The 25,706-nt window shown below is 45.1% G+C and carries 22 protein-coding genes; 11 read left to right on the top strand and 11 right to left on the bottom strand.

Annotated elements, in window-relative coordinates:
• The first annotated feature begins 310 nt into the window (after positions 1–310).
• The 3 genes from R7P36_RS19595 (at position 311) to R7P36_RS19585 (ending at position 3,555) form a co-directional block, all read left to right on the top strand.
• On the top strand, positions 311–913 hold the full coding sequence (locus R7P36_RS19595) for a YitT family protein (RefSeq protein ID WP_017635671.1): 603 nt from the start codon (positions 311–313) through the stop codon (positions 911–913).
• 90 nt (positions 914–1,003) lie between these two features.
• Positions 1,004–2,524: a transcriptional regulator gene (locus R7P36_RS19590; protein WP_213899803.1), complete on the top strand. Its 1,521-nt coding sequence runs from the start codon at positions 1,004–1,006 to the stop codon at positions 2,522–2,524.
• Positions 2,525–2,655: 131 nt separating this feature from the next.
• The gene (locus R7P36_RS19585) at positions 2,656–3,555 is read left to right on the top strand and encodes a hypothetical protein (RefSeq protein WP_033905857.1); all 900 of its coding nucleotides are present in this window, start codon (positions 2,656–2,658) and stop codon (positions 3,553–3,555) included.
• A 103-nt stretch (positions 3,556–3,658) separates the two neighbouring features.
• On the opposite strand, the gene treC is transcribed toward R7P36_RS19585, so the two are convergent.
• The 4 genes from treC to gmhB all read right to left on the bottom strand — a co-directional run bounded on the left by treC (position 3,659) and on the right by gmhB (position 8,606).
• Positions 3,659–5,344: an alpha,alpha-phosphotrehalase gene (treC, locus tag R7P36_RS19580; RefSeq protein ID WP_213899802.1), complete on the bottom strand. Its 1,686-nt coding sequence runs from the start codon at positions 5,342–5,344 to the stop codon at positions 3,659–3,661.
• A gap of 87 nt (positions 5,345–5,431) precedes the next feature.
• The gene (gene treB, locus R7P36_RS19575) at positions 5,432–6,856 is read right to left on the bottom strand and encodes a PTS trehalose transporter subunit IIBC (protein WP_213899801.1); all 1,425 of its coding nucleotides are present in this window, start codon (positions 6,854–6,856) and stop codon (positions 5,432–5,434) included.
• A gap of 176 nt (positions 6,857–7,032) precedes the next feature.
• The gene (gene treR, locus R7P36_RS19570) at positions 7,033–7,980 is read right to left on the bottom strand and encodes a trehalose operon repressor TreR (protein WP_042521221.1); all 948 of its coding nucleotides are present in this window, start codon (positions 7,978–7,980) and stop codon (positions 7,033–7,035) included.
• A 74-nt stretch (positions 7,981–8,054) separates the two neighbouring features.
• Entirely contained in the window at positions 8,055–8,606 is a 552-nt protein-coding gene (gmhB, locus tag R7P36_RS19565; protein WP_017635675.1) for a D-glycero-beta-D-manno-heptose 1,7-bisphosphate 7-phosphatase, read from the bottom strand.
• A gap of 341 nt (positions 8,607–8,947) precedes the next feature.
• On the opposite strand from gmhB, the gene metN reads away from it, so the two are divergent.
• The 3 genes from metN to R7P36_RS19550 are packed head-to-tail and all read left to right on the top strand — an operon-like array spanning position 8,948 to position 11,491.
• Positions 8,948–9,982: a methionine ABC transporter ATP-binding protein MetN gene (metN, locus tag R7P36_RS19560; protein WP_213899800.1), complete on the top strand. Its 1,035-nt coding sequence runs from the start codon at positions 8,948–8,950 to the stop codon at positions 9,980–9,982.
• On the top strand, positions 9,972–10,649 hold the full coding sequence (locus R7P36_RS19555; RefSeq protein WP_005383604.1) for a methionine ABC transporter permease: 678 nt from the start codon (positions 9,972–9,974) through the stop codon (positions 10,647–10,649). The genes metN and R7P36_RS19555 overlap by 11 nt, the downstream gene beginning before the upstream one ends.
• Before the next feature lie 32 nt (positions 10,650–10,681).
• Entirely contained in the window at positions 10,682–11,491 is an 810-nt protein-coding gene (locus R7P36_RS19550) for a MetQ/NlpA family lipoprotein (RefSeq protein ID WP_005381966.1), read from the top strand.
• Positions 11,492–11,617: 126 nt separating this feature from the next.
• Here R7P36_RS19550 and R7P36_RS19545 read toward each other — a convergent pair whose 3' ends face one another.
• Both R7P36_RS19545 and syd read right to left on the bottom strand, forming a co-directional pair.
• On the bottom strand, positions 11,618–12,394 hold the full coding sequence (locus R7P36_RS19545) for a Zn-ribbon-containing protein (RefSeq protein WP_047010147.1): 777 nt from the start codon (positions 12,392–12,394) through the stop codon (positions 11,618–11,620).
• 2 nt (positions 12,395–12,396) lie between these two features.
• Positions 12,397–12,942 carry a SecY-interacting protein gene (gene syd / locus R7P36_RS19540; RefSeq protein ID WP_005381970.1) on the bottom strand — a complete coding sequence of 182 codons (546 nt, stop codon included), beginning with the start codon at positions 12,940–12,942 and terminating at the stop codon, positions 12,397–12,399.
• Between the two features lie 108 nt (positions 12,943–13,050).
• Between syd and queF the strand changes: the two genes are divergently transcribed.
• The 5 genes from queF (at position 13,051) to xni (ending at position 20,516) form a co-directional block, all read left to right on the top strand.
• Positions 13,051–13,896, top strand: coding sequence for an NADPH-dependent 7-cyano-7-deazaguanine reductase QueF (gene queF, locus R7P36_RS19535; RefSeq protein ID WP_213899799.1), 846 nt, complete (start codon positions 13,051–13,053; stop codon positions 13,894–13,896).
• 164 nt (positions 13,897–14,060) lie between these two features.
• The gene (locus R7P36_RS19530) at positions 14,061–16,343 is read left to right on the top strand and encodes a tetratricopeptide repeat protein (protein ID WP_017635678.1); all 2,283 of its coding nucleotides are present in this window, start codon (positions 14,061–14,063) and stop codon (positions 16,341–16,343) included.
• Positions 16,344–16,441: 98 nt separating this feature from the next.
• A complete protein-coding gene (locus tag R7P36_RS19525; protein ID WP_005381978.1) occupies positions 16,442–18,007 on the top strand; it encodes a sensor domain-containing diguanylate cyclase in 1,566 nt (521 codons plus the stop codon).
• Positions 18,008–18,298: 291 nt separating this feature from the next.
• Positions 18,299–19,675, top strand: a complete 1,377-nt coding sequence (gene ppnN / locus R7P36_RS19520) for a nucleotide 5'-monophosphate nucleosidase PpnN (protein WP_005383611.1) — start codon at positions 18,299–18,301, stop codon at positions 19,673–19,675.
• Between the two features lie 58 nt (positions 19,676–19,733).
• On the top strand, positions 19,734–20,516 hold the full coding sequence (xni, locus tag R7P36_RS19515) for a flap endonuclease Xni (protein ID WP_213899798.1): 783 nt from the start codon (positions 19,734–19,736) through the stop codon (positions 20,514–20,516).
• Between the two features lie 108 nt (positions 20,517–20,624).
• Here xni and rlmM read toward each other — a convergent pair whose 3' ends face one another.
• The 5 genes from rlmM to thiI all read right to left on the bottom strand — a co-directional run bounded on the left by rlmM (position 20,625) and on the right by thiI (position 25,584).
• Entirely contained in the window at positions 20,625–21,716 is a 1,092-nt protein-coding gene (gene rlmM / locus R7P36_RS19510; protein ID WP_017820611.1) for a 23S rRNA (cytidine(2498)-2'-O)-methyltransferase RlmM, read from the bottom strand.
• Positions 21,713–22,111, bottom strand: coding sequence for a DUF423 domain-containing protein (locus R7P36_RS19505; protein ID WP_047010151.1), 399 nt, complete (start codon positions 22,109–22,111; stop codon positions 21,713–21,715). Before R7P36_RS19505 ends, rlmM begins: the two co-directional genes overlap by 4 nt.
• Positions 22,101–22,724 carry an alpha/beta fold hydrolase gene (locus tag R7P36_RS19500; protein ID WP_005383614.1) on the bottom strand — a complete coding sequence of 208 codons (624 nt, stop codon included), beginning with the start codon at positions 22,722–22,724 and terminating at the stop codon, positions 22,101–22,103. The genes R7P36_RS19505 and R7P36_RS19500 overlap by 11 nt, the downstream gene beginning before the upstream one ends.
• Positions 22,705–23,625, bottom strand: coding sequence for a transcriptional regulator GcvA (locus R7P36_RS19495; protein WP_005383616.1), 921 nt, complete (start codon positions 23,623–23,625; stop codon positions 22,705–22,707). The genes R7P36_RS19500 and R7P36_RS19495 overlap by 20 nt, the downstream gene beginning before the upstream one ends.
• Before the next feature lie 510 nt (positions 23,626–24,135).
• Positions 24,136–25,584 (bottom strand): tRNA uracil 4-sulfurtransferase ThiI, encoded by a 1,449-nt coding sequence (gene thiI, locus R7P36_RS19490; protein WP_213899797.1) that lies wholly within the window; start codon positions 25,582–25,584, stop codon positions 24,136–24,138.
• Positions 25,585–25,706 lie beyond the last annotated feature (122 nt).

Below are 25,706 nucleotides of genomic sequence, written 5' to 3'. Positions count from 1 at the left end.
AAAAAACTGTTGAATGACCCGACGCAAACGTTTTCGTCACCCTAATGGCGCGCATTCTACATAATTTGATTTAGGTCATAAAGAGAAATTTACAATTTTTCTCATGCAGTTTTTTCATGATGACAAGCAATGTTTATCATGCCAGCATTGCAATCGCATAACGACAATCTATTGCCTGTCAAATTTGTGCTTTACACCCTGTAAAACAGCAATTACATAGGTTTACCGTAAATTTTACCCTCTAGCTACCGAAAAGATCATCTTTTTACTACTATGCAAGCCTTATTTATCACTAATGACTGCAACATTGATGGAAAAACACTCATTAAAAGAAGACTGGATAGCGATTCTCACGGGTACCTTTTTAGTAGCTCAAGGCGTTTTCTTTCTCCAATCCGCGAACCTTCTAACGGGAGGCACGACTGGATTGGCTCTGCTTATTAGCCAATTTACACCTTTTACCTTTGGTGTGCTGTACTTTTTAGCAAACAGTCCTTTTTACTTACTAGCATGGAAACGCTTCGGCCGTCATTTCGCCATTAATAGTGCCATTTCTGGCGCGTTGGTTTCTATCTTTGCCGATCATCTTTATTTGCTAATCTCGCTCGAATCGGTAAATGAAGTTTATTGCGCCGTCGCAGGCGGGCTTTTAATGGGGCTCGGTATGCTGATCCTATTCCGACATCGCTCCAGCTTGGGTGGCTTTAACGTGCTGTGTTTGTTTATCCAAGACAAATTTGGCATTTCAGTTGGCAAAAGCCAAATGGCAATCGATGCATGTATCCTGTTTGCTTCATTCTTCTTTGTCACACCAGAAGTGATTGGCCTTTCAATTTTGGGGGCGTTTGCACTCAATCTCGTGTTAGCGATGAACCACAAACCGCACCGCTATTCCGTGACCTACGGTTCATAAATTTTTGATAATGATTGAAGTGCGATTTATAAGATTTCGCGCTCCCATCGCTATATAATACTTCGCGATTTCCAAATAGATCGGTACGGTATGCGCGACTTTCTGCAACAAGCTAAACAGACTCACAGTTGTATTGCGATTGGAGAGCTGATCTATAACCCGAAGACACAGACCCTTCATCAAGATGCTATCGCGATTGATCTTGAACCTCGCACCATTGAATTATTAGAACTGCTGCTAACAAGCGTGGGACATCCGCTCTCTGCCGATACCATTATCGAAACCATTTGGCAGAGCAAATTCATCTCTAAGAATATACTCACGAACCGCATTAGCACCTTACGTGCCCTGCTACAGCAGTACTTACCCGAATACGATGCCGCTAAGCTCTTGGTCACTTACCCCCGCAAAGGCTACTTTCTTAACCCTGCCAATATTCGTTTAGTGCCACCAGCGAAAAACCATCGGCGCGTTATCTCAACCCAGGTGGCGAGTAATAAGAACTTCAAGCTGATTTTTGCTTACAGCTTATGTGCCATACTTGCGGTATGTAGCATGACACTCGCAAGCTTGTTATGGCAACGCCAAGAAATCTCAACACAACAAACACGTCATCAACTACTGATTCCCAAAGTCGAGCTACTACTCAACCGTGTCGATTCAATCGGCTCCCAGGCGCGAAAATACCGCATACTGGTCAAAGCCATCTTGCTGCAACAACAGGTCGAATATCCATACACCGACATCGCCAACCAAGATGCTCCCAGTTACTTTCTTGATCCTATCGGTCATACGCCATATTTCCCTGGCGCACGAAACATGCAGACCAGCGACTACGAGCTCAATATCGAGTTAAAAGACGGCACAAAACAGGGCATCTTGAAAGCGCAGATGAACCTTATTTATCCTGCGACGGGCAAGCTGGCGTTTCGCAATGAGTACACACTGCGTTTATCTGCCTTACAATCGGATATTTTCCAAATGCACTCGGATGTCGCGCAATACTTCAATCTGCCTGCACCTTCGGCAAGTTCGTGGCAGCTTTCGAATATTCACAAAAAAATGTTATTCGAGAATGCCTTTTCTAGCCAACCTCTCCGACAATCTGATGAGTTTGCGGCTATAACAACGGCAAGACATCTCGCCTTATACGAGCACGAACATCAAAAGCTGGAAGCGTATTTAACTCAAGTACAATCGTCGTTTGATGTTTTGCCAGATGAGCTGAGCCTCTGGTTAGGTCTATTGCATTTCAAATTAGGTAACTTAGACAGGGCAAAAGCTCTGTTAACGACACCAGATGGCGACTCACGTATCCAAAACGCACTGATTTATACCTTTGTGTCTCACATTGCTTACAAGCAGAACAAACTTGAACAGTTCCGTCTCAACTACATGGAATCACTGGTGGCGCTGCTGCGCGTTTTACCTTCCGAAACCTTGTTTGAGCGTCTTTCTCAATCTGAATCAAAAGAGACTTGCCTCCAACCGTGGAAAACGTTGCATGTTAGTGTGACCGATCAAGAAATCATAAGCCGATGGAAAGCGCTCATTAACGAGTATTGCATTAACGTAGCCAACGAAATAACCCCAAATAAAACAAAGACCTAAATATAAAATTAAGCTTTCATTAACCCCTATTATCTTTTGTTTTTTGCCCTTTTTCTCTCACTGAACTTAGCATGCTCGCATTCAAGCAACGGCCCAACATGAAGCGGCCTTATCAATCAGGAATGTAAACCATGCTAAACAAAATGACGCTTATCGCAGCAGCAACTCTGGCTCTTTACGGCTGTGGCGGAGGTTCGTCTTCTGGCAGTGCGAATCCAAACAAAGTGCCTCAAGAAAGTTTCGACGTCTCGATTCACAACTCAATCTTCGCTCCCACGCCAAGCACACAGCTAAACTACGCATTTAGCTTGGATGGCCAACCAGAAGGCGACATAAAACTGAGCTTCCAAGCGATGGGTCGCGAGCAAATATTGGCAGCATTGGCACAAATCCCAAACAGCGAGGCAATGGTCCAGTTGGTTAATGACTTGGTGAACTACGGCGCCGAACAGTTCTACTATTCAGACGAGCAGTACAACGACGACGAAGAGAGCAATACGCTTTACTTTGCAGGATCAGATGGTGCACTCCATGAAATCACTGACGCTTATTTCATTGGTCATCAGTTTATTGCCATGCTTATGCGCAGCGGTCCGATTTTCCGCCTAAACGGTGACGACGTAAAAGAGAAAAGCCCGAATATTGACATCGGTGAAGAAACTATATCTCTGCAAACCACTCTTACAGGCTACTCAGTTCACAACCTACTAGACCGTTTTGAAGAGCATGAGTGGGTACAAAACCTTCCTATGACAGCATCTTGCCAAGTGGTTTGGCAACAGCAAATCCGAGAGACTGGCGTGCGTAAAGCGTTCTCGATCTCAGGCAAGAAAATTGAAGCGGCATACCTGATGGAAGAAAACATCTACAACCTGAACTGTGATGACATGGACTCAATGGAGTTCGCCACTTCGGCAGAACGTTGGTTTAACCCGAGCTTAGGTCTGATTGAACAAATTGAACTGCTGAAAGTACAACAAGTACAAATCAACGAAGAGAAAGTGCAGCTAACAGCAATTGAAACAAAATAAGCCTGTACTCCACAAGTATCTCGCACCTCAATAAAAAAGGCTTTGGGGAGCACACCAAAGCCTTCATCTCGAACATCAATCTTAGAGGTGATGACACCCGAGTTTATTCTTCTATCAATAAAATACGAGTTTCGTAAGGTCGTAACACTTGATGGTTTGACGCGACTGCGCTCGCTGAGTTTTGATAGTTAGATAGCAAGTTTTTCGCCTTACTCATATCAAAACGTTCTGGCAGAACGCATTCCACCTCTTCAGCGTAGTAGTTATTGATACACAGCAGCGTTTGCTTATCGTTCTGACGAGCGTAAGCGAAAATACGTTTGTGCTCTGGCAGCAGGTCCTCGTAACGGCCATCGGTGATGACTGGAACCTGTTTACGCAGTTCAATCAGACGCTTGTAAAAGTAGAACACCGAGTTCAAATCGGCAACCGCAGCTTCAGCATTGATTTCCGAGTAATTCTGCGCCACTTCAAGCCACGGCGTGCCCTCAGTAAAGCCCGCGTGTTTTGCACTGTTCCATTGCATTGGTGTACGTGAGTTATCACGCGACTTCTGTGCCAAGATCGCCATCATATCGTCATGAGATACACCATCACGGTTGACCATGATGTCGTACATGTTAGTACTTTCAACATCACGATATTGGCTGATTTCGGTATAACCCGGGTTGGTCATGCCGATCTCTTCCCCCTGGTAAACATAAGGTGTGCCTTGCATCATGTGCACTGATGCCGCAAGCATCTTGGCAGATTCAACACGGTATTGCTCTTCGTTACCTAATCGGCTGACAACGCGTGGCTGGTCGTGGTTACACCAGAACAACGCCCCCCACCCTTTGCCATTTAAGCCGGTTTGCCAATGATTGAAGATCTGTTTTAACTGAATGAAATCAAACGGCGCTTTGGTCCATTTTTCACCATTTGGATAATCGACTTTCAGATGATGGAAGTTGAACACCATGGATAGCTCTTTGCCGTCTAGCGAAGAATATTGCTGGCAGTGCTCTAGCGTGGTGGAAGACATTTCACCCACCGTCACGCTGCCGTATTTTTGAAACACAGATTCGCTAATCTCTTGAAGGTATTCGTGCACACGTGGACCATCCGTGTAGAAACGACGACCATCACCAATATCGTCACTTGGAAAATCTTGCTGCTTGGAAATCAGGTTGATAACGTCGAGACGGAAACCATCCACTCCTTTTTCTGCCCAGAAGCTGATGACTTCTTTCACTTCTTCACGCACTACTGGGTTTTCCCAGTTTAAGTCCGCTTGCTCTTTAGCAAAAAGGTGCAAATAGTACTGGCCTGTTTTTTCATCCAGCGCCCAAGCGTTGCCACCAAACTTTGATTGCCAGTTGTTTGGTTCAGCACCATCTACCGGATCTTTCCAGATGTAGTAATCACGGTATGGGCTGTTTTTATCACCCAGTGCGGATTGGAACCACTTGTGTTCTGTCGACGTGTGGTTCACTACAATGTCCATGATGATACGAATGCCCAACTGATGCGCTTCTGCTAGCAAAGTATCGAAATCTTCCATAGTGCCGAACTGTGGATTGATCGAGTAGTAATCGGAGATGTCATAACCGTTGTCGATCATTGGCGATTGGTAAACCGGCGTCAGCCAAATCGCATCCACACCAAGATGCTTAAGATAATCCAGCTTAGAAATGATCCCTTTGATGTCGCCCGTGCCTTTACTGCCACTGTCACAAAAGCTTTTTGGGTAAATTTGATAGATGGTTGCGGTTTTCCACCAGCTCTCATCATGCTTGGTCATAGCCATTTCTAACACTCACTTACCAGTAATCGGAAACTTAAAATTTGAAAAGAAAAATAGGAGGAGGCAGCCAAGTCACTGCCTCAAATAGAATTACGCGTTTGCAGGCTCAAGCTCACCTTTGGCTTGTGCACGCTTATAAAGAATTAACGTTAATGCAGCAGGTACCAGCATTGCGACTAACATAGCCAAAGCAAAAATGCCCCAGAACTGCGGTTGGATAGACAAGATGCCCGGCAAACCGCCCACACCGATACCGTTCGCCATTACGCCCGCACTACCACAAATAGCAGCAGCACACGCACTACCGATCATCGCGCTCAGCATTGGGAACTTGTATTTCAAGTTGATGCCGTACATCGCCGGTTCAGTCACGCCAAGGTAAGCAGAGATAGCCGCAGGCACTGAGATATCACGCTCGCCGTGTTTTTTACTGATGATAATGATGCCGACGACCGCAGACGCTTGAGCAATGTTTGAAAGTGCAATCAGAGGCCAAATTGGCGTACCGCCTAGCTCTTGCATCAGTTGAAGGTCTACCGCGTTGGTGGTGTGGTGAATACCAGTAATGACCAATGGCGCGTATAGGAAGCCGAAGATGGTTGAGCCAATCATTGCGAAGTCACCCGTCATGGCTGCTTTTGCTGCGAAAGCAACGCCGTCACCCAACATACGACCGAATGGACCAATGATAGAGTGCGCAAGAATCACAGACACAATGATTGAGACAAACGGCACAACCACTAGGTAAAGGTAAGACGGAATGATGCGTTTTAAGTTGGTTTCAATAAACGCCAGTGCCATACCAGCGAGCATTGCCGGAATCACTTGCGCTTGGTAGCCCACTTTCTCGATGGCGAATAAGCCAAAGTCCCACACTTCGGGTACTTGCTTACCAATCAGGTAGGCGTTCATCAACTGCGGAGAAACCAATGTCACACCAAGCGTGATACCCAGAATCGGAGTACCGCCGAGCTTTTTCACTGTCGACCAACACACGCCAACTGGTAGGAAGAAGAAGATCGCCTCACCAATCAGCCATAAGAAAGAGTGTACCGTTGCCCAAAACTGGCTGATTTCCGTTAGCGTTTGACCATCAAACATCTTGATGTCGCCAATCACGTTACGGAAACCAAGGATCAGACCACCGGTGATGATCGCTGGTAGCAGTGGTACAAAGATTTCTGCAAGGTGGGAAATACCACGCTCAACGATATTCATGTTTTGACGAGCAGCGTTCTTCGCTTCGTCTTTGCTGGCTTCACTTTTACCCGTCAGTCCGATCAGTACCTTGTAAACTTCATCCACTTCAGTACCGATAACCACTTGGAACTGGCCTGCGTTGGTAAAACAGCCCTTCACCATCGGTAATGCTTCTAACTGTTTCGTATCTGCTTTGTCCGTATCATTTAGAACAAAACGCAAGCGAGTTAAACAGTGACTTACACTGGCAATATTGTCCGGCCCCCCGACCAGCTCAATAAGACGCTGTACATCTTGACGCGCAATCTTACTCATAACTTTGTCCACCCTGTATTGGATACATTCGATTCATCATTTTGTTTTTATAAATGGGAACATTCCCATTTCTTGATTTTAATATTGCCATCCGAAGGCAAAAAACAAAATGGGAACAGTCCCATTAATTGAGAGTGATCACAGTATAATTTTAGAGCAGATCGTTTTAGTGTGGGTCAATAAACGATAGGCTGTTGAGTAAAGTGAACCACTTCCTCATCGCCATTTAATTGATTGATCAGCATGTTAGCGGACTTCTCACCTGCAAGGGTATAACCTGGGTCGACACTAAATACTTTAGGGAAAAGGAAAGAGAGCAATTCATTACCACCAACACCTGTCACAACCACGTCTTCACGTCCTAACTCTTGAAGACGCTTAATCACGCCCAACGCGATAGTGTCACTGGCGCACACGATGGCCTGAGTATCAGATTGAAGGACTTTGTCTACCAACTGATAAGAACTTTCATGGCTCAACTTACCCGTTTGGAAACAAGGTGTAATTTGCTTGCGTTGACACCAAGCTTTATAAGCATTTAGACGAGCTAAGCCAGTGGTTTTGTCTTCAGGATCAACACCAATATAAGCAATGCGAGATAAAGATTGCTGCTCAAGGTGAGACAAAGCCATGTCTATCACACCTTGGTTATCGTAGTTGATCGAGGAAACCATTTGCGTGTCCATCGCGATCACGACGATACGATTCCCCCACTCCGCCAATGCTCGCTCATCACATCCAGTAAAGCCAAACACGATCACCCCATCGACGTTGCGACGTTTAAGCACATCCAAATGTTCATTGGTTTTATCGCGATCGAATTGGCTCTCCATGATCACCGCATCATAACCAGCGGAATACAAAGCATTGAGCATGGTACCAACGGCGCGATTTTCTGATGGTGAATCCAAACGAGAGATGATCACACCAATCACCTTTTGACTGCCACCACGCATCGACTGCGCCGACTTTGATGGGACGTAGCCTGATTCACGAATGATTTGCTCTACCTTCTCACGCGTTTGCGGTTTTACCTTGGGATCATTGGTAAGCACACGGCTGACCGTCGATTTGCCCACGCCAGCCAATTTTGCGATATCAAGAATGGTGAGTTTTTTGCTCATAAGTGTTCAGACTAAAAGAAGGAATCAAACAAAAGGGAAGCAGTGGCTTCCCTTAACTCAGTCAGTAATGAAGATTACTTGTTTAAGTACGCAGGCACATCTGCAATGCTATCTAATACTACCGTTGCAATGGCTTCGCCCTGTTCTGTTACTGGCTTACCAGTGCGAACCAAAATCTTAGTGCCAACGCCTGCCGCTTCTGCTGCCATCATGTCTTCAGCTTTATCGCCGATCATCACAGATTTCTCCATGTCGATCTTCAAGAAGTCACGCGCAGAAATGAACATGCCTGGTTTTGGCTTACGGCACTCACAATCTTGCTTGTACTCGCCAATGCCATGTTCTGGATGATGTGGGCAGTAATAGATACCATCGAACTCAACACCATTATCAGCAAAGTTCCAATCCATCCATTGAGTCAGAGACAAGAAACGGTCTTCACTGAATTTACCGCGTGCGATGCCCGATTGATTCGTCACTAACACTAGAAGGTAGCCTTTATCTTTTAGCACTTTCGTCGCTTCAAAAACACCATCAATGTACTCAAAATCATGTTCGTCATGAACGTAGCCGTGGTCAACGTTTATCACGCCATCACGATCGATAAAAACAGCAGGTTTTGCCAAAACGTATTTCTCTATTAACTCGGTTTAATCAGATTATTACATACCTTATAAACTTCAACACTATCTAATTCATTCTTGGCCTCGACAAAACGGTTGATTTGTTGGGCAAGAATCGGTAAACCTGAGGGTGCCCTGCCGTCTACCTCCTGCTTGTTATCTATACATCTTCGTTTCAAAACAGAACATCCATACATTTAGACGTCTAGACGTAAAAATATCTATTGACTTCATTCTGCTTAACCCATAGCATCAACTGAAAATTGAGATAAAGCTCAACATTAAGTTCTGTCAAAGGCCGTTTTTGACAGCGAAGTTCCCCGTATCTTTGGGCAGGTTGAAACATGATAGAAATAAAAAACGTCAATAAAGTGTTCTACCAAGGCAGTAAGGAAATCCTTGCCCTGAAAGACATTAACTTACACATCGACAAAGGCACCATCTTTGGTGTTATCGGTTCATCAGGTGCTGGTAAAAGTACGCTGATCCGCTGTGTCAACATGCTAGAAGCGCCGACCTCTGGTTCCATCATCGTTGATGGTGTGGATCTAACCAAACTCAGTAAAAAACAACTAGTCGAAACACGCCGTAACATTGGCATGATCTTCCAGCACTTTAACCTGCTTTCGTCTCGTACTGTGTTTGATAATGTGGCATTACCCCTAGAACTAGCAGGTAAAGACAAATCGCAAATCACAACAAAAGTAACTGAGTTGCTAAAGCTTGTAGGCTTAGCCGACAAACACGAGAGCTACCCATCTAACTTAAGTGGCGGACAAAAACAGCGTGTGGCAATTGCTCGTGCATTGGCATCCGATCCTAGCGTGCTGCTTTGTGATGAGGCCACTAGCGCACTAGATCCAGCAACAACTCAATCTATCCTTGAGTTATTGAAAGAGATCAACCGCAAACTCAACATCACGATTTTACTTATCACTCACGAAATGGAAGTCGTAAAAAGTATCTGTCACGAAGTAGCAATCATCGGTGGTGGTGAGCTGGTGGAAAAAGGCACCGTTGGCGATATTTTTGCGCACCCTAAGACAGAGCTAGCGCACCAATTCATTCGCTCAACGCTGGATCTTTCCATTCCTGAAGATTACCAAGCTCGTCTGCAAGCAGAGCGTGTTGATGGCGGCTACCCGTTGGTTCGCTTAGAGTTTACTGGCGCAACCGTCGATGCACCGTTAATGTCGCAAATTTCTCGTAAATACAATATTGATGTGAGTATTTTGAGTTCCGACCTTGATTACGCTGGTGGCGTGAAATTCGGCATGATGGTCGCAGAGCTATTTGGTAACGAAGAAGATGACAACGCAGCTCTTGAATACCTTCGTAAGCACAACGTAAAAGTAGAGGTACTTGGTTATGTCCTTTAATACGATTTCTGAATGGCTGAGCTTAAACAGCAAACTACTTTTAGGTGCAACGTGGGAAACGCTTTACATGGTTGCGGTTGCCGGATTAGTCGGCTTTGCTGTGGGTATTCCATTAGGCGTAATCCTCCATATTACTAAGAAAGGCGGCCTACTTGAAAACACCAAACTAAATAGCGGCTTAGGCGCTATCGTTAACATTGGTCGTTCTGTGCCATTCCTCGTACTGATGGTTGCGATTATTCCAGTGACAAAAATGCTAGTTGGAACCTTTATCGGTACAACCGCAGCAATCGTCCCACTGACTATTGGCGCCATTCCTTTTGTCGCTCGTCTTATTGAAGGTGCTTTATTAGAAGTACCGACAGGCTTGGTGGAAGCAGCGCAGTCAATGGGGGCGACACCAACACAGATCATCACAAAAGTTCTACTACCTGAAGCAATGCCGACTATTGTTAACTCAGTAACGATTACCTTGGTCACTCTCGTTAGCTACTCAGCTATGGCGGGTACGGTAGGCGGCGGCGGCCTAGGTGACGTAGCCATTCGTTACGGTTTCCACCGCTACGATGTAACTATCATGGCCGTGACTGTCGTGATGTTGATTGTTCTAGTACAGATTATTCAGTCTATCGGTGACGCAGTGGTGCGCCGTGTAGACCACAGATAAGTATCAAAAATACAAATTATAAGGAGATAAAGATGAAATTTAGCCTTAAAGGTCTTTTGACTGTAGCAACGGCTGCCTCTGCTCTTGCTCTAGCGGGTTGCGGCGACAAAGAAGTAGACGTAAACAAAGTAAAAGTTGGCGTTATTGCTGGTGCTGAAGCACAAGTAGCCGAAGTTGCCGCTAAAGTAGCAAAAGAGAAATACAACCTAGACGTTGAGCTAGTAACATTTACCGATTACGTAACACCAAACGCCGCTCTGGATGATGGTTCAGTAGACGCGAATGCGTTCCAACACAAACCATACCTAGATCAACAAGTGAAAGACCGCGGCTACAAACTGGCTATCGCGGGTAACTCATTCGTTTACCCTATTGCTGGTTACTCAAAGCAAGTAAAATCAATTGATGAAATTCAAGATGGCGCACGCATCGCAGTACCAAACGACCCAACTAACCTAGGTCGCTCACTACTGCTTCTTGAGCAACAAGGTTTGATTACGCTACGTGATGGCGTTGGTCTACTCGCTACAGTACGTGACATCGTAGGCAACCCTAAAAATATCGAAATCATTGAACTAGAAGCCCCACAGCTTCCACGTTCATTGGATGACGTAACGCTATCTATCATCAACACCACTTACGCAAGCTCTATCGACCTATCGCCAGAGCGTGACGGCGTGTTCGTTGAAGATAAAGACTCACCATACGTAAACCTAATTGTCGCTCGCGAAGAAAATGTTAATGCGCAAAACGTACAAAACTTCGTAAAAGCTTACCAAACGGAAGAAGTTTACGAAGCGGCAAAAGAGCTGTTCAAAGGCGGTGTTGTGAAAGGTTGGTAATCCCACTTTTCAAAACATGACTGAAAACAACGTTCTAAACATAAACGTTCTAAACACAAAAGGGCTGATGTGAAAACATCAGCCCTTTCTATTTGTCTATCTACCCATTTAAGTAGCTTCAATTCGCTACTTAAGATGGTCCCAAGAGATATTCGACACGATTCGGCAGTCATCACACTTAAAATGAAATATTTCATGTAGTGGCTCATCGAGTAGCCACTCGCCATCGCATTTTGGACACTTGCGCGCTTTCTCGCTCTCCAGCGACTGACCACCGACACGATACTGGTAATAGTACGTAGGGATCTTCGTGATGTATTCGATACGGCCACGTAAGTCCCAACCTCGGCGAAACAGCACACTATCCACATCGCAAATTTCGTGCAGCGCCGCATGTTCCGCTCGGCAACCCCCTGCCATTTGGATTTCATCACACGCTTGCCACTCAGTCTGCCACTTAATGACGGCTTTATGGTCTCCATTAAGTGTTGGCTCATTACGATACAAAGGAATTGGCAACAGGGTTTCACCACTTCGCAAAGGCGAACACGTATGAACATAAGTCGTGTACAACACTTGCCAGCTAGGTGTCTCTTCTTCGGCTGCTTGTTCTGAATTCAAATCACGCCCTAGCATACGCATTTTCGGAGCAAGCAAAGACGCATCCGACAAACGGTTCATGCACACTTTGACGAAATCTGAGTGATAACGTGGATGCAAGCTGTCTTGTTCTGGGCAAACAACACGAACGAAAAATTCACCTTCTCCCATCACTATCGGGAATTCACGACCTAATACTTGGCCGTTGTAACGCAGAGCATCCATCAAGCCATTAATGGCTTTGTCTACCGCGCTGACGGTGGTGTTATCAAAACACTCAAACTGCAACTCAACAACATACATACTTAGACGGCAGCCTCTAACTTATTCAAGAACTCAACCAATGAATCTGCCAATACATCACGTTTAGAGGTGCCCAAACGCTCTAGAATCACATTGCCAGTGAGGTTACAAATAGAAATCACATCCATTTCCTCATCTGTCGCTGCGATAAATACTGTTGGTTTAAGTTTCAAGCGGCGCTGCGTCACCAAATGACCAAGAATATTTTCTTGTAGACGCACGAAATCGTCATCGCTCCAGACTTGCAGCAGCGTCAACGAATTACCTTGCCAAGTTGCCTCCATATCAGCGCAGTATTGAGAACCATAAAAGGCTTTAACATCATCTTGCAGTGACAACTCAATCGCATTTTCCACATTGGTGAAATCGGCCATTTCATCACGTGCGACCGCTTTCCAAAGCACCTTTCCATCACGCTTCTCTTCGACACAAGGAGAAACAAGCTCTGCAAGCTCTTCACTGCTTGGCAACTCATTGTGCTTAGCTTGCCAAGCTTGTTGGTAGCGCAGGCTGAACTCTTGTAGCGCCTGAGTAACGTTTTGGGTCATGAAGGTCTCCTCATTCCTTATTTATCAGATAGCCGTACTTGCCGGATGGCAATTGACCAGCGGATTCAGTAAAATTCTCGCCATTCTAATCGAAAACGACCACAAAGTATGAGCAAATATTCTGACGCTAAAGAGCTTGCTGGCCTAACACTAGGTAAAACGACCGAGTATGCGAACCAGTATGACCCAAGCTTGCTGCAACCAGTCCCTCGCAGCCTGAACCGAGATGACCTCCAGTTAGGCGATACTCTGCCTTTCATGGGGCACGACATTTGGACGCTGTACGAACTGTCTTGGTTAAATAGTAAAGGTTTACCACAAGTGGCCGTTGGCGAAGTATACATTCCAGCCACCAGCGCAAACTTGATTGAATCGAAGTCTTTCAAACTGTACTTAAACAGCTATAACCAAACCCGCTTTGCAAGCTGGGAAGAAGTGACTGAGCGTTTAACACAAGACCTTTCTGAATGCGCAGGTGAAAAGGTGCTGGTTGAGGTGAATCCAGTGACCCACTATACCAATCAACCTATCGTAACAATGGACGGTGAATGTATTGATGACCAAGACATTAACATCACCAGTTACGATTTCGATGCCGATTTGCTTGAAGGTGCAGCAGGTGAAGTACAAGTTGAAGAGGTGCTACATAGCCACCTATTGAAATCAAACTGTTTGATCACTAACCAACCCGACTGGGGCAGTGTAGAAATTCGCTACCACGGCGCAAAAATAGCTCGTGAGAAGCTGTTACGTTACTTAGTGTCTTTCCGCGAGCACAATGAGTTCCACGAACAGTGTGTAGAGCGTATTTTTACGGATCTAATGAAATACTGCCAACCAAGCAAACTGACCGTATTTGCCCGCTATACGCGCCGTGGAGGCTTGGATATCAACCCTTACCGCTCAACGGAACAAGATAAGCCAGCTCACAATCACCGTATGGCTCGTCAGTAAGCGCATAGGCAACAGAAATAAGTTCGGCAATCTAAAGGGTTGCCGGACGTTTTTATTGTCCAAGCATGTTACTATATCAAATGGCTTCAACCCGCATTTAAACGGCTAATTGAGGCTTTTCGCCGTTATCGCCATATCTAAAAACAGTTCGAGGGAACGAAAGGATGTTTTGGGACAGTTCGCGTCTATTCAAATTGATTGGCTTTCTTTGCTTGCTGTTTGTACAGCCACTTCATGCAACCATTTTATCGTCCGCGTTACTCAACGAAGCACAACAATTGGCGGAAATAGAACCATCACAAGCAAAACAAGCGGCAACCAACTATTTGTCACAGCGTGAGCTAACAGAACGCAAAGAAAGTGACAGCCCTTCAGCCATGTCTCGCGACGAAACAGATCGTAGCGTTCGCACACCAAGCAGCACCATCGAAGCGCACAAGATTATCGCTCAGGCAGATTACGCCATGGGTAATGTTCGTTCGGCTATCGAGCACCTAAATAAAGCGGAACGCTTAGCGCAAGAATATCAATTGCCGTACATGGACTTAGATCTCCAGCTGATGCGCAACCAAATGATTTGGATGTACGACGAAAACTACTCAAAAGCGGAAGACACGCTTAACCAAATTGAACAACAGCTCGATGAAGCCGATGCCGTATTACAACGCACCGACAGCGTTCGCTACCGACTAGTGATGCAAAGAGCACTCCTCGCTTCACATAGTGGCGATATCATTAAAGCGGAAAACTTGTACTCTGAAGCAAAGACCATGCTTGACGATAGCCGCTCTGAGTTAGCCTTGATCGACTACTACACAGCCGTCGGCGAGTTTTACCTCAATAGCAAGAAATACAATTTGGCTTTGTCAGAGCTGCTATACGGTTATTGGCAATCTATTGAAAGTAACAGTGGTGCAAGATTAGCAAAAGTGAATCGCCTTTTGGCTAGGCTCTTCCAGGAGCGACGAGTGTACGACAAAGCGATCGAATACTTATCTCAAGCCGCAGATTTTTATGACTCTTACCCTAGCTCTCCGATCCTAGCGGACGTCCTAGAGCAAATGGGCGACATCTACTTTTATCAGGGTAAGTTTAACCTTGCGTTAGTGCATTACTTCAACGTGCTTGACCATGAAAGTACCAGTAAGAACATCAATAGAATCATTAAAATTCGCTTAAGCTTGGCGGCTACCTACCTACAACTCTATAACTACGCGCTAGCAGAGCAGTACTTAGACCGCTCTAAAGAGCTTTTAGAATACACCAATATTCCTAAGCTTGAAGCAAAGGCTGCCCTGCTTCAGTCAGGTCTGGCTTATCATCAAAATGACAGTAAAGACGTCATTACTAATGCTAAGCTGGCGTTAGCACTTGCTGAAAAGTCACCTGAAAATAACAACTTCATTAAGCAGCAGTCATACCGTTTACTTGGGTTGGGTTACGAGCAGGCAGGCGAATACAAACTTTCTCTGCAAGCTTATAAAAAATACACCAACCTCGTTCGTCTAGAACAAAAGCAGCTTAACCAAATCAGTGAGGATGCGTTCCGTCAGCAAAAAGAATTTGCCGAACAAACCATCCATTACATCGGTCAATCAGAACGCTTAGAGCAAGTGGAAAGAGAGCATCGTAAATTCCAGAAAATCTCATTTGCATTGTTTATTACTGTCTTGGTCATGTTTTTGTTCATTATGCGCCGTGGTGTCATTATGCAGCGCCAAGCAAGTGAAATCGAAAAACTGCGTAACGACCTCTTCACCCACTCTCGCTCTCGTTTACGTAACTTGCGTATGCTGAATGTTAAGCTTTCTCGCTCATTGAAAAAGTCGAGCGAAACTTTCGAGCAATGGCAAATGGGTGAATTGATCCACGAACCACTTAATGATCGCCTACGCTTTGTTATGATCGATTTGCCATTCTTACGAAGCATGTACGTCCATAACGGCTATAAGGCAGGTCTAGAACTAGAACGGGCATTTGGCGACTTCCTTGCGGAAAAAATAGAAAAACCGTCGCGTCTTTACCATTTCTCAGATGCGAACTTACTCTACATAGAACCGAACGCTGACCGTGATGCTTCTGCCGAAGTCATGTTCGAGAAATTCCAGACTTGGGTGGATGAGTTCGCTCAGCAGCACAACGTCAACCGCATTATTCGCATGGGTATCAGCGATTATCCGTTCTTACCACGAGCCTACACTGCAATTAACGACGAGGAATTACTCGATCTGTTGCTGCTTGCGACTCACATTGCGCGAGAAGTCAGCTTGAAGGATAAGCAAAGCCACTGGGTTTTCTTGAAAGCCATCGATAACGCACCCGCCGCGAGCTTTGCAACGGGTAACATAAGAACCGCCTGTCAGCATGCCATTAGCCAAGGCCTGATTAAGATCCATTCGTCCTACAAGAATGAGGACGACATCAAGAAAATATTAAAAAATGGATAATTAAACGCCTGTTAGACATAATAACTAATGACGCTATAACGTTTTTTGTTATTATCGGATAATTGTCAGTAGTACATGGACTTAACCGTAGTCACTTCATGGGAATCTTGGAATCCGATATTCAGTCGCAGCTTCATCAGCTGAGTTGTCAACTTGACCAACTCAGACTGACACATCGTGATACTTCACTCAAATTCAAACGTGAACAACAAGTTCTTAAACGCGTTGTGGCATCATTGTCTTCAGCTTGCCAGGGTTCGAATACCCAGGTATCCAATTACCTGTTTGAAATCCAACAAGAGCTGCAACATCAAAAAGATATCAGTACTCTTATCCCACGTTTAGCGGTATTAGAGAGGATGCTCAAACAGCAGTCGAAGACGATGGATAAACAAAACGGTTACCTTGACGAACAAATCAAGCACAGTGGTGAAACACTGCAACGTGTCACGGGCTTACCTGCGCAGTTAAAACGTGAACTACGGAACCTGATGAGTTTCTCTGAAGTTCACGCCAGCAATAAAGCTGATCAAGCCACTAAGCTACTGAGTATTTACGAACGCGCTCTGAAAATCATCACGTCTAATTCACGTCTACATCTTAGTGAATTTGAAAACAATCCCGACAGATCTCAGCTTGAGTGCTTAGCCAGCGACCTCCAACATACTATTACAGAGCTTGATTTCGAGGGAGAATCAGGCGATAGATTGCTGGATATTCGCGCTAAGTTGCTCCTTGGCGTGAGTGCCGAGTCTCTCATTGAGCTTACGCTCTCAACGCTGAAATTGGTTGTCGAAGCAACAAAGTTCGAGCGCGAGGCGTCTAGCCAATTCCTTGATCAGCTGAACACTTCTCTCGCAAGTAACCTAAAAACCGTTCATCAGAACGTCGACCAGCATCATACCTACTTTGAACACCGCCAAGAGCTCAACACAGAAATGAACAGCTTGGTTGAATTAAGCCAAAAGTCACTTAATCAAGCTCAAGATATCGCGGTTGTGAAAAAAGAAATCACGCCTCTTCTCGAAAAAATGGCGTCGCTGACAGAGCGACTGAAAATGACGGAAGAGCGAGAGCAAGCGCTGCAAGAGCGGTTAAGTTACAGTAAGAACCAACTCGAAGCGGTATTTGAAACTACGCAAGATTATCGTCGACGCTTAGATGACCAAGCTCAGCGTATGTTGCTCGACCCGCTGACTAAAGTTTATAACCGCACTGCATTTAACGATCGACTAGAGCTAGAGTATCGCCGTTGGATTCGCTCTCAGCAAAACCTTCGTGTTGTGCTGTTTGATGTAGACAATTTCAAAGCGGTGAATGATAGCTATGGTTATACGGCTGGCGATAAAGCGCTGAAGATCATCGCTCGTACTATTAACAAGCGCGTATCAGAAACGGAAACAGTGGCTCGCTTTGGTGGCGAGGAGTTCATTCTACTCGTCCCGGAACAATCTGAAGAATACACACTGGATCTTATTAAGCATATCCAGCGTGATATTAGCCAATTACCCTTTAAGTTCCGTGAGCAAAATATCATGATTACCTTAGCTGCTGTATCGACGTCTTTCAAAGAGTCCGATACGCCAGAGTATGTGCTCGATCGTCTTGGCAAGATGCTTGCGGACGCTAAAAAACGTGGAACAAACCAGCTTAACTGGAGCTAAGATTCGTACAAAAAGCGAGCAAACAAACCAAATTTGGTGCAATCTTCGCTTTATAACCACCCATTTTCAACGAGTTATCACATTTCTTCCCTTTTAGTCTGCTAAGCTGTAAAAACCCAAGTCACTTCAAGATGATGTATTTATAAAAGGCAAATGTATCATCTTGAGGTTGCTTGGGAGTTGATAACCATAAAACCAAATCGGCCAACTACCTTTCATCAAACCATACGTATAACACCAAAAAGGTAAGTTGGTACTTTCCCTCAAATTAATGCAACACAAGGAGGCGTTATGATTACCCATATAAGCCCCGCTGGTAGCATGGACTTGCTATCTCAACTAGAAGTAGAGCGCTTAAAGAACACAGCCTCGAGTGAACTTTATCAGCTGTACCGTAATTGCACATTAGCGGTGTTGAACTCCGGTAGCCATACCGATAACTCGAAAGAACTGCTCGATAAATACCAATCGTTTGATGTCAACGTCGTGCGTCGTGAGCGTGGTATTAAGCTTGAGCTGACTAATCCGCCAGAGCACGCTTTTGTTGACGGCGAAATAATTAAAGGTATCCAAGAGCATCTGTTCTCCGTATTGCGTGATATCGTTTACGTAAACATGCATTTGGCAGACGCCCAGCGGCTCAACCTTACTAACCCAATTCACATTACGAACCTCGTATTCGGCATTCTTCGTAATGCCAGAGCATTAACTCCAGGTATCGCACCGAATCTTGTCGTATGTTGGGGTGGTCACTCTATCAATGGAGTGGAGTATCAGTACACACGTGAAGTGGGTAACGAACTGGGCCTGCGTGAACTTAACATCTGTACAGGTTGCGGCCCTGGCGCAATGGAAGGGCCGATGAAAGGTGCAGCAATTGGGCACGCAAAGCAACGTTATACTCAGCAACGTTATCTTGGTTTAACCGAACCCTCGATTATTGCGGCCGAGCCACCAAACCCAATAGTAAATGAACTGGTCATCATGCCCGACATCGAAAAGCGCTTGGAAGCTTTCGTCCGTATGGCTCATGGTATCGTTATTTTCCCAGGAGGCCCGGGCACAGCGGAAGAGCTACTGTACATTCTTGGCATCATGATGCACCCGGATAACGCCGATCAACCAATGCCTATCGTATTAACAGGACCAAAAGAGAGTGAAGAGTACTTCCGCTCTATTGATGAGTTCATTCGCGACACACTTGGTGAGGAAGGGCAAAAGCACTACGAGATCATCATTGACGACCCGGCAGAAGTCGCTCGTATTATGAAACGCTCCATGGACTCGGTACGCCTTCACCGAAAAGAGAAAGGCGATGCGTACAGCTTTAACTGGTCATTGAAAATTGAGCCAAACTTCCAACTGCCATTCGAGCCTACTCATGAGTCGATGGAACAATTGGATTTAAGCCTAGATCAAGAACCGCAAGTTTTAGCGGCCAACTTGCGTCAAGCCTTCTCTGGCATAGTGGCAGGTAACGTAAAGGCTGAAGGCATTCGAGAAATAGAACGTAGAGGGCCTTTCACCATTCATGGCGACGCAGTCCTCATGAAAAAACTCGATAAGTTGCTAAAAGACTTTGTCGAACAGCACCGAATGAAATTACCTGGCGGTTCAGACTACGAACCGTGTTATCGAATCGCTCACCCGGAAATTGGTGGTCGATAGTCAGGCTAGCATTCGTTACACTAGGGGCATTACGCCCCTTTTTTATTGCTAAGTCATTATGTCTATTCATCTTGTTATCATTGATGCCCTAAACCTGATCCGCCGAGTGCACTCAGCACAACCAGATCCAACCGACATAGCAAGAACCATAACCACAACGCAAAGAACCCTCACTCGCATTCTGTCAGAGGCCAACCCGACACACATCATCGCAGTTTTTGATCACCACGAACAAGACAGAGGTTGGCGCGCTGAAATTCTCCCTGACTATAAGCAAAACCGAAAACCAATGCCTCTGCCACTACTGCAAGGGTTAGATGCGATTCAACAAGCGTGGTGGGAGCAAGGTATTGATTCATTGCTGTCTGAAGGCGATGAAGCAGATGATTTGGTTGCTACACTCGCAACGAAAGTGGCCAGCCATGGTGAAAAAGTCACCATCGTTTCGACTGACAAAGGTTACTGCCAGCTACTTTCCCCTACCCTACAAATCCGTGATTATTTCCAACATCGTTGGTTAGATGAACCATTTATCGAAAAAGAGTTCGGCGTAAAACCAAGTCAACTAGCGGATTACTGGGGATTAACAGGGATAAGCTCTAGCCAGGTTCCGGGCGTACCTGGAATTGGCCCGAAAGCAGCGAAAGAGATTCTCACTCAGTTTGAGAGTATTGAAGCTGCCTACGCTAGTGAAGATCTCGTACCGAAATACCGTAAAAAATTGGATGAGCACATTGAGTCTGCTCGTTTATGTAAACGCGTCGCCGCTTTAAAGTGCGATATAGAACTAGGCTTTAACTTGCAAGATATTCGCTTTTTAGGGCCAAAAAAAGCGGAGTAGTGCCCGATGGTAGTTTCACACCATGAAACACTCAGATATTAAAAAAGCGCCATTTGAAGGCGCTTTTTCTATTCTAATCACTATCCCCAAAAGACTCAGGGAATAAAGTTAGTAAGGTGAAATATTCGACAGACATTGGATATGAATCGTGATCTCTTCACGATCATGATACAAATGTTTAGCTTGTAGCTTGAACTTTACCTTATTATCAATGAGGAACTGCTTCAGATTTTCAAGGTCTTGCAGCACTTCGTCATAACGCCCTTTCATTGGCAGCTTAAGGTTAAAGATGGCCTCTTTTGCCCAACCTTTTAACAGCCACTGTCCCATCAGGTGAGCAACACGAGCTGGCTTTTCCACCATGTCACAAACAATCCATGTTACGTTCTTGCGGTCTGGTTCGAACTTAAAGCCATCCACCATATGGTGTTTGATCTGGCCAGTTTCCATCAAACTGTCTGCCATCATGCCGTTATCAACGCAGTGAACGAACATTGAGCGCTTCACTAATTGGTACGTCCAACCGCCTGGACATGCACCTAAATCCACACCCCACATACCTGGTGCCAAACGCTCATCCCACTCTTCACGTGGAATAAAGACATGAAATGCTTCTTCCAGTTTAAGTGTTGAACGACTTGGAGCGTCTGCTGGGAATTTAAGGCGAGGGATACCCATGAAGAACTGTGAGTTGTTGTCAGTGTAAGAGTAACCAACGTAACAGTGGCCAGGCTCAACAAAGCAAATGTGCAGTACTGGTTTTTTCGCGTTATCTTTGTTCAGCATTAAGCCTTTGCCGCGCAACGCTTGACGCATTGGGACGGTAAACTTACGGCAGAATTTCAGTAGCTCTTTCGCTTCATTTGTATCTGGCGTTTCAATTCTCAAATCACCACAACGAGGGAATGCTTCAATGTCTGCTAGTTCATTCAAAATTGGACTAATGCGGTCATCACTTGGCAACGATTGAAACTCAGCTGCTACCGCAAACATTTGTCGAGCAAAAATTAAAGACTTAAAGTCTAAACCTCTCGCAAGTTTGTCGGCATCTCCATCTTGGTAACACTCGAAGACAACATAACCTGAGTTTCTCTTCACACGAGGGAAGCCATACACTTCCAACTGTGTCGCTTTGTCCTGAATTTCACCAGCACACTCTTTCTCAAAGCCAGAACGGCAATAGAGCATTAGTTGTTTCACTTGGAGACCTCTTTGATATTGAACGCAGCAAAAAAGAACAGACACCAACCAATCATGAACAGTAATCCTCCCACAGGAGTAATTGGCCCAAACCACTTAATGCCCGTCAGCGCCAGCGCGTAAAGACTGCCGCTAAAACAAAAGATGCCGATAATAAAGCAAATCGCCGCAATGAAAAAATACTTTTGTGCTTTTTGTCCCAAATTGAGCAGAAGCAGAATGGCACAAAACACAATCGCCAACGTGTGAATAAATTGATACAGAACTCCGGTCTCAAATACACCGAGCAAATAAGGGGCCAGTGTCGCTTTTAGCCCATGAGCAGCAAATGCTCCAAGAGCGACCGAAAGCAGCCCAGACAAACCAGAGAATGAGAGTAACCACTTACTTTTCACTGTACACCTCTTTTATAAACGCCGCTAACTGCTCTATCGCGAGTGCAATGTTACCCACTTCAGTATGACCTGAGATCTTGCGCGGTTTGAAGCTGTGGTCACCATCAGGTAAAAAGCTCACCGTTACTTGTGACGAAAGGACGAAATCATCGAATTCCTCACGCTTACCAAAGGTGTCTCGTTCCCCTTGAAGAATCAGCGTAGGTTTCTCAATGGTTGCTAAGTGCTCGCCTTTGTATTTCTCTGGCTTTCCTGGCGGGTGAAATGGAAACCCTAAACAGGCAATGCCCGCCACCAGCTCATTTTCAGCCAACAAGCTCGACATACGACCGCCCATTGACTTACCACCAATAACCACGGGAGAAGAAGTAAAGTGAGCGATCACTTCGCTGTATGCTTCGAGCAACTTTGGCGCGCGATCGGGCGGACGCTTTTTGCCATCTTCCGAACGTTTCACCATGTAAGGGAAATTAAAACGCACTACACGAATACCTTGCTCCACTAATCCTTTGGCGACAGCTGTCATGAAGTCATGCTCCATCCCCGCACCTGCGCCGTGAGCAAAAATAAACAGCGGTCCGTTTTCAGGCCCCTCAGCTATCCAGTGATTCATCCAATACTTCCTCTTGTTCTTTTCTCGCGGTTGCTAACATCCAATCTCTAAACGTTGCGATTCGGCCCATATCTGCCTGCTGTTCATGACACACCACATAGAATGCATTCTTAGATATCAACACCTCGTCGAATGGTGCAATGAGTCGTCCGGCTTCCATTTCAGGTTTGGCGAGTACGTTGTTACCGAGCGCGACCCCCTGACCGTGCGCAGCAGCCTGTAGCACCATCGTTGAGTGACTAAAAATAGGACCGTGGTTTACGTTGATGCCTTCAATGTTGTAATGACGAGCAAACTGCTTCCAGTCTTTACGCGAAGTATCGTGTAACAAAGTATGTAATTTGAGGTCACTTAAAGATTCTAATGGTTTGTTACCCAAAAGTAATGAAGGTGAACAAAGTGGGATCAAAAACTCTTGGTACAATTTATCTGCTCGCAAACCTGGCCAGTTCCCACGGCCATAGTAGATCGCCACATCAACATCATCAGTCAGTGAGCCTTCATCCATATCTACGGCTTTAATACGTACATCGATATCGGGCTCTTGAGCATTAAAATCGGCCAAACGAGGTACAAGCCATTGGATAGCAAAACTCGGCGGTAGGCTAATCGTCAATGCCCCTTTTTCGCTACGTTCCAACACCTTATCTGTCGCTTCCGCAATCGAGGTGAAGATATCTTTGATATCGAGAAAGTAACTTTGGCCTTCTTCTGTTAACAACAAAGAACGATTACGTCGACGGAAGAGCTTCAATGATAAGAACTCTTCAAGCGCTTTAATCTGGTGACTGACCGCGGCTTGAGTAACAAATAACTCTTCTGCTGCTCGTGTAAAACTGAGATGACGAGCAGCCGCTTCGAAGACTCGAAGCGAATTTAATGGAGGCAATCTGCGAGACATATGGGACCTCTAATAGGATTAGTTTTTTTAATCTGAAACATTATAAAATGTCCGTTGTCGAACAGCCAGATAAATTCTATATTTCACCCCGCAACACGGGCCTGAACGGCTTGATTTCTTTGGAAATCAATTGGCTTCGTTGTTGCGATGTTGTGTTTGCAAACTCGTATTTCGAGTTAGGTAGATTTCTACCATAATGTTTTGTCCACACTCCCTGTGACAAAACATATACTTCCTGTATTTATTTTTGACCTGTCTGTCAAATTTGTTACACCGCCTAAATTAGGCGGTGTTTTTTTATCTATCAAAAATCTCATCCGCATATCTGGCAGCAATATCACTTTATTACTCTTCTTTCGGATTAATTATCGTTATATCAACACAAAGTGTATGGCTTTGCGATAAGCCTCAACATTATGCTAAGTAATGGTTGTCTGTAACGCGATCAAAAACAAAAAAGGCGCAAATTGATGTCTCAATTTGCGCCTTTTAACGTATTTTAACAGTCAGCTATGGACGGTAAACTTTTACGTTGCTGAAGCCTTGCTCTTGCAAGTAAAGCGCTTGCAGACGGCTCATCACACCGCGGTCACAGTAAAGTAGGTATGTCTTAGACTGGTCTAAGTCACCAAACTGTGTACCCAGCTTGTAGAAAGGGATATGTTTCACATCCACACCTTCGATTTCAAGTGGGTTATCGTCTTCCTCTTCAGGACTACGAATATCTAGCACAACCGCGTGCTCTTCTACCGCTTGAACTTGCTCTACTTCTGGTGCGGCTTGCTCAGACTCTTTCGCAATATCACGAATGTCCATCATGCGAGCTTCTTGAACCACTTGCTCAAGGATACTAAAGTCGAATTTCTCTTCTTCAGCTTCTAGCTTGCCTTTCACCGCTTTCACGGTTGGCTTCTTAGAGATAACACCACAGTATTCTGGCATTGTCTTCGCGAAATCTTCTGTGCCGATTTCACGTGCTAGATTGATGATGTCTTCTTTATCCCAGTTGATAAGCGGACGCAGAATCAGCGTGTCTGTTACGTTGTCGATATGGCGTAGATTGGTTAGCGTTTGGCTCGATACTTGACCTAGCGCTTCACCTGTTACCAATGCTTCGATCTTCATCTTCTGGGCGATCATGCCTGCTGCACGCATAAACATACGCTTCAAGATCACGCCCATTTGGCCGTCATCGACTTTCTCTAGGATTTCCGCAACCACAGGCTCGAAATCAACTGAGATAAAACGTACTTTTGCTGAAGAACCGTATTTGTTCCATAGGTAGTGAGAAACCTGCTTAACGCCGATTTCGTGTGCTGGACCACCTAAGTTAAAGAAGCAGTAATGTACTTTTGAACCACGCTTGATATGAAGATAGCTTGAAACACCAGAATCGAAACCACCTGAGATCAGGCTTAACACGTCTTCTTGCGTACCCAGAGGGAAACCACCTAGGCCTTTATGACGAGACAATACTTGGTTTAGCTTGTCGTTCGAGACTTCTACCTTGATCGTCACGTCTGGGTTTCGTAGCTTAACACTAGCGCTTTCAATCGCTTGATTTAAACCACCGCCTACATAACGCTCTAGTTCAATAGAGGTAAAGTCATGCTTGCCGCGACGCTTCGCACGTACAACAAAGGTTTTATTTTCGAGTGCAGCACGGTTGAGTTCTAGCACTTGCTCGAAGATATCGTGCAAGTCTTTAAATTCAGTTTGCTTCACTTCCAGTACGTGGTGAATGCCTGGTGTATGAGTCAAAACCTCAAGAACTTCAGCGTGGAATTCGTTACTATCAGAGGTCACTTCAATGTGATCACGACGGTTAAATACCGCGACAGACTCCGTGCGGCTCTTAATGATGTTACGAATGTTGCACTCTAAAATCTTTGTGAAGCGCTTACGCACAGATTCACTTTTTACAAAAATTTCTGGATGGGGCTTTACAATAAATTTCATAGTCTAATTCGCAGGTTAGTTTCGCAATCAACAAAGAGTGACACTCAACTTCAATACTTCATACGCAGTAAAACCGCGTTTCAGTCACAAAAAGTAGTCTGAGCTCACTTTTAAGGCGCAAG

It is taken from the genome of Vibrio sp. 397 (assembly GCF_033339395.1).
Classification (GTDB): Bacteria; Pseudomonadota; Gammaproteobacteria; order Enterobacterales; family Vibrionaceae; genus Vibrio; species Vibrio alginolyticus.
This window is presented reverse-complemented; position numbering and strand designations above follow the sequence as displayed.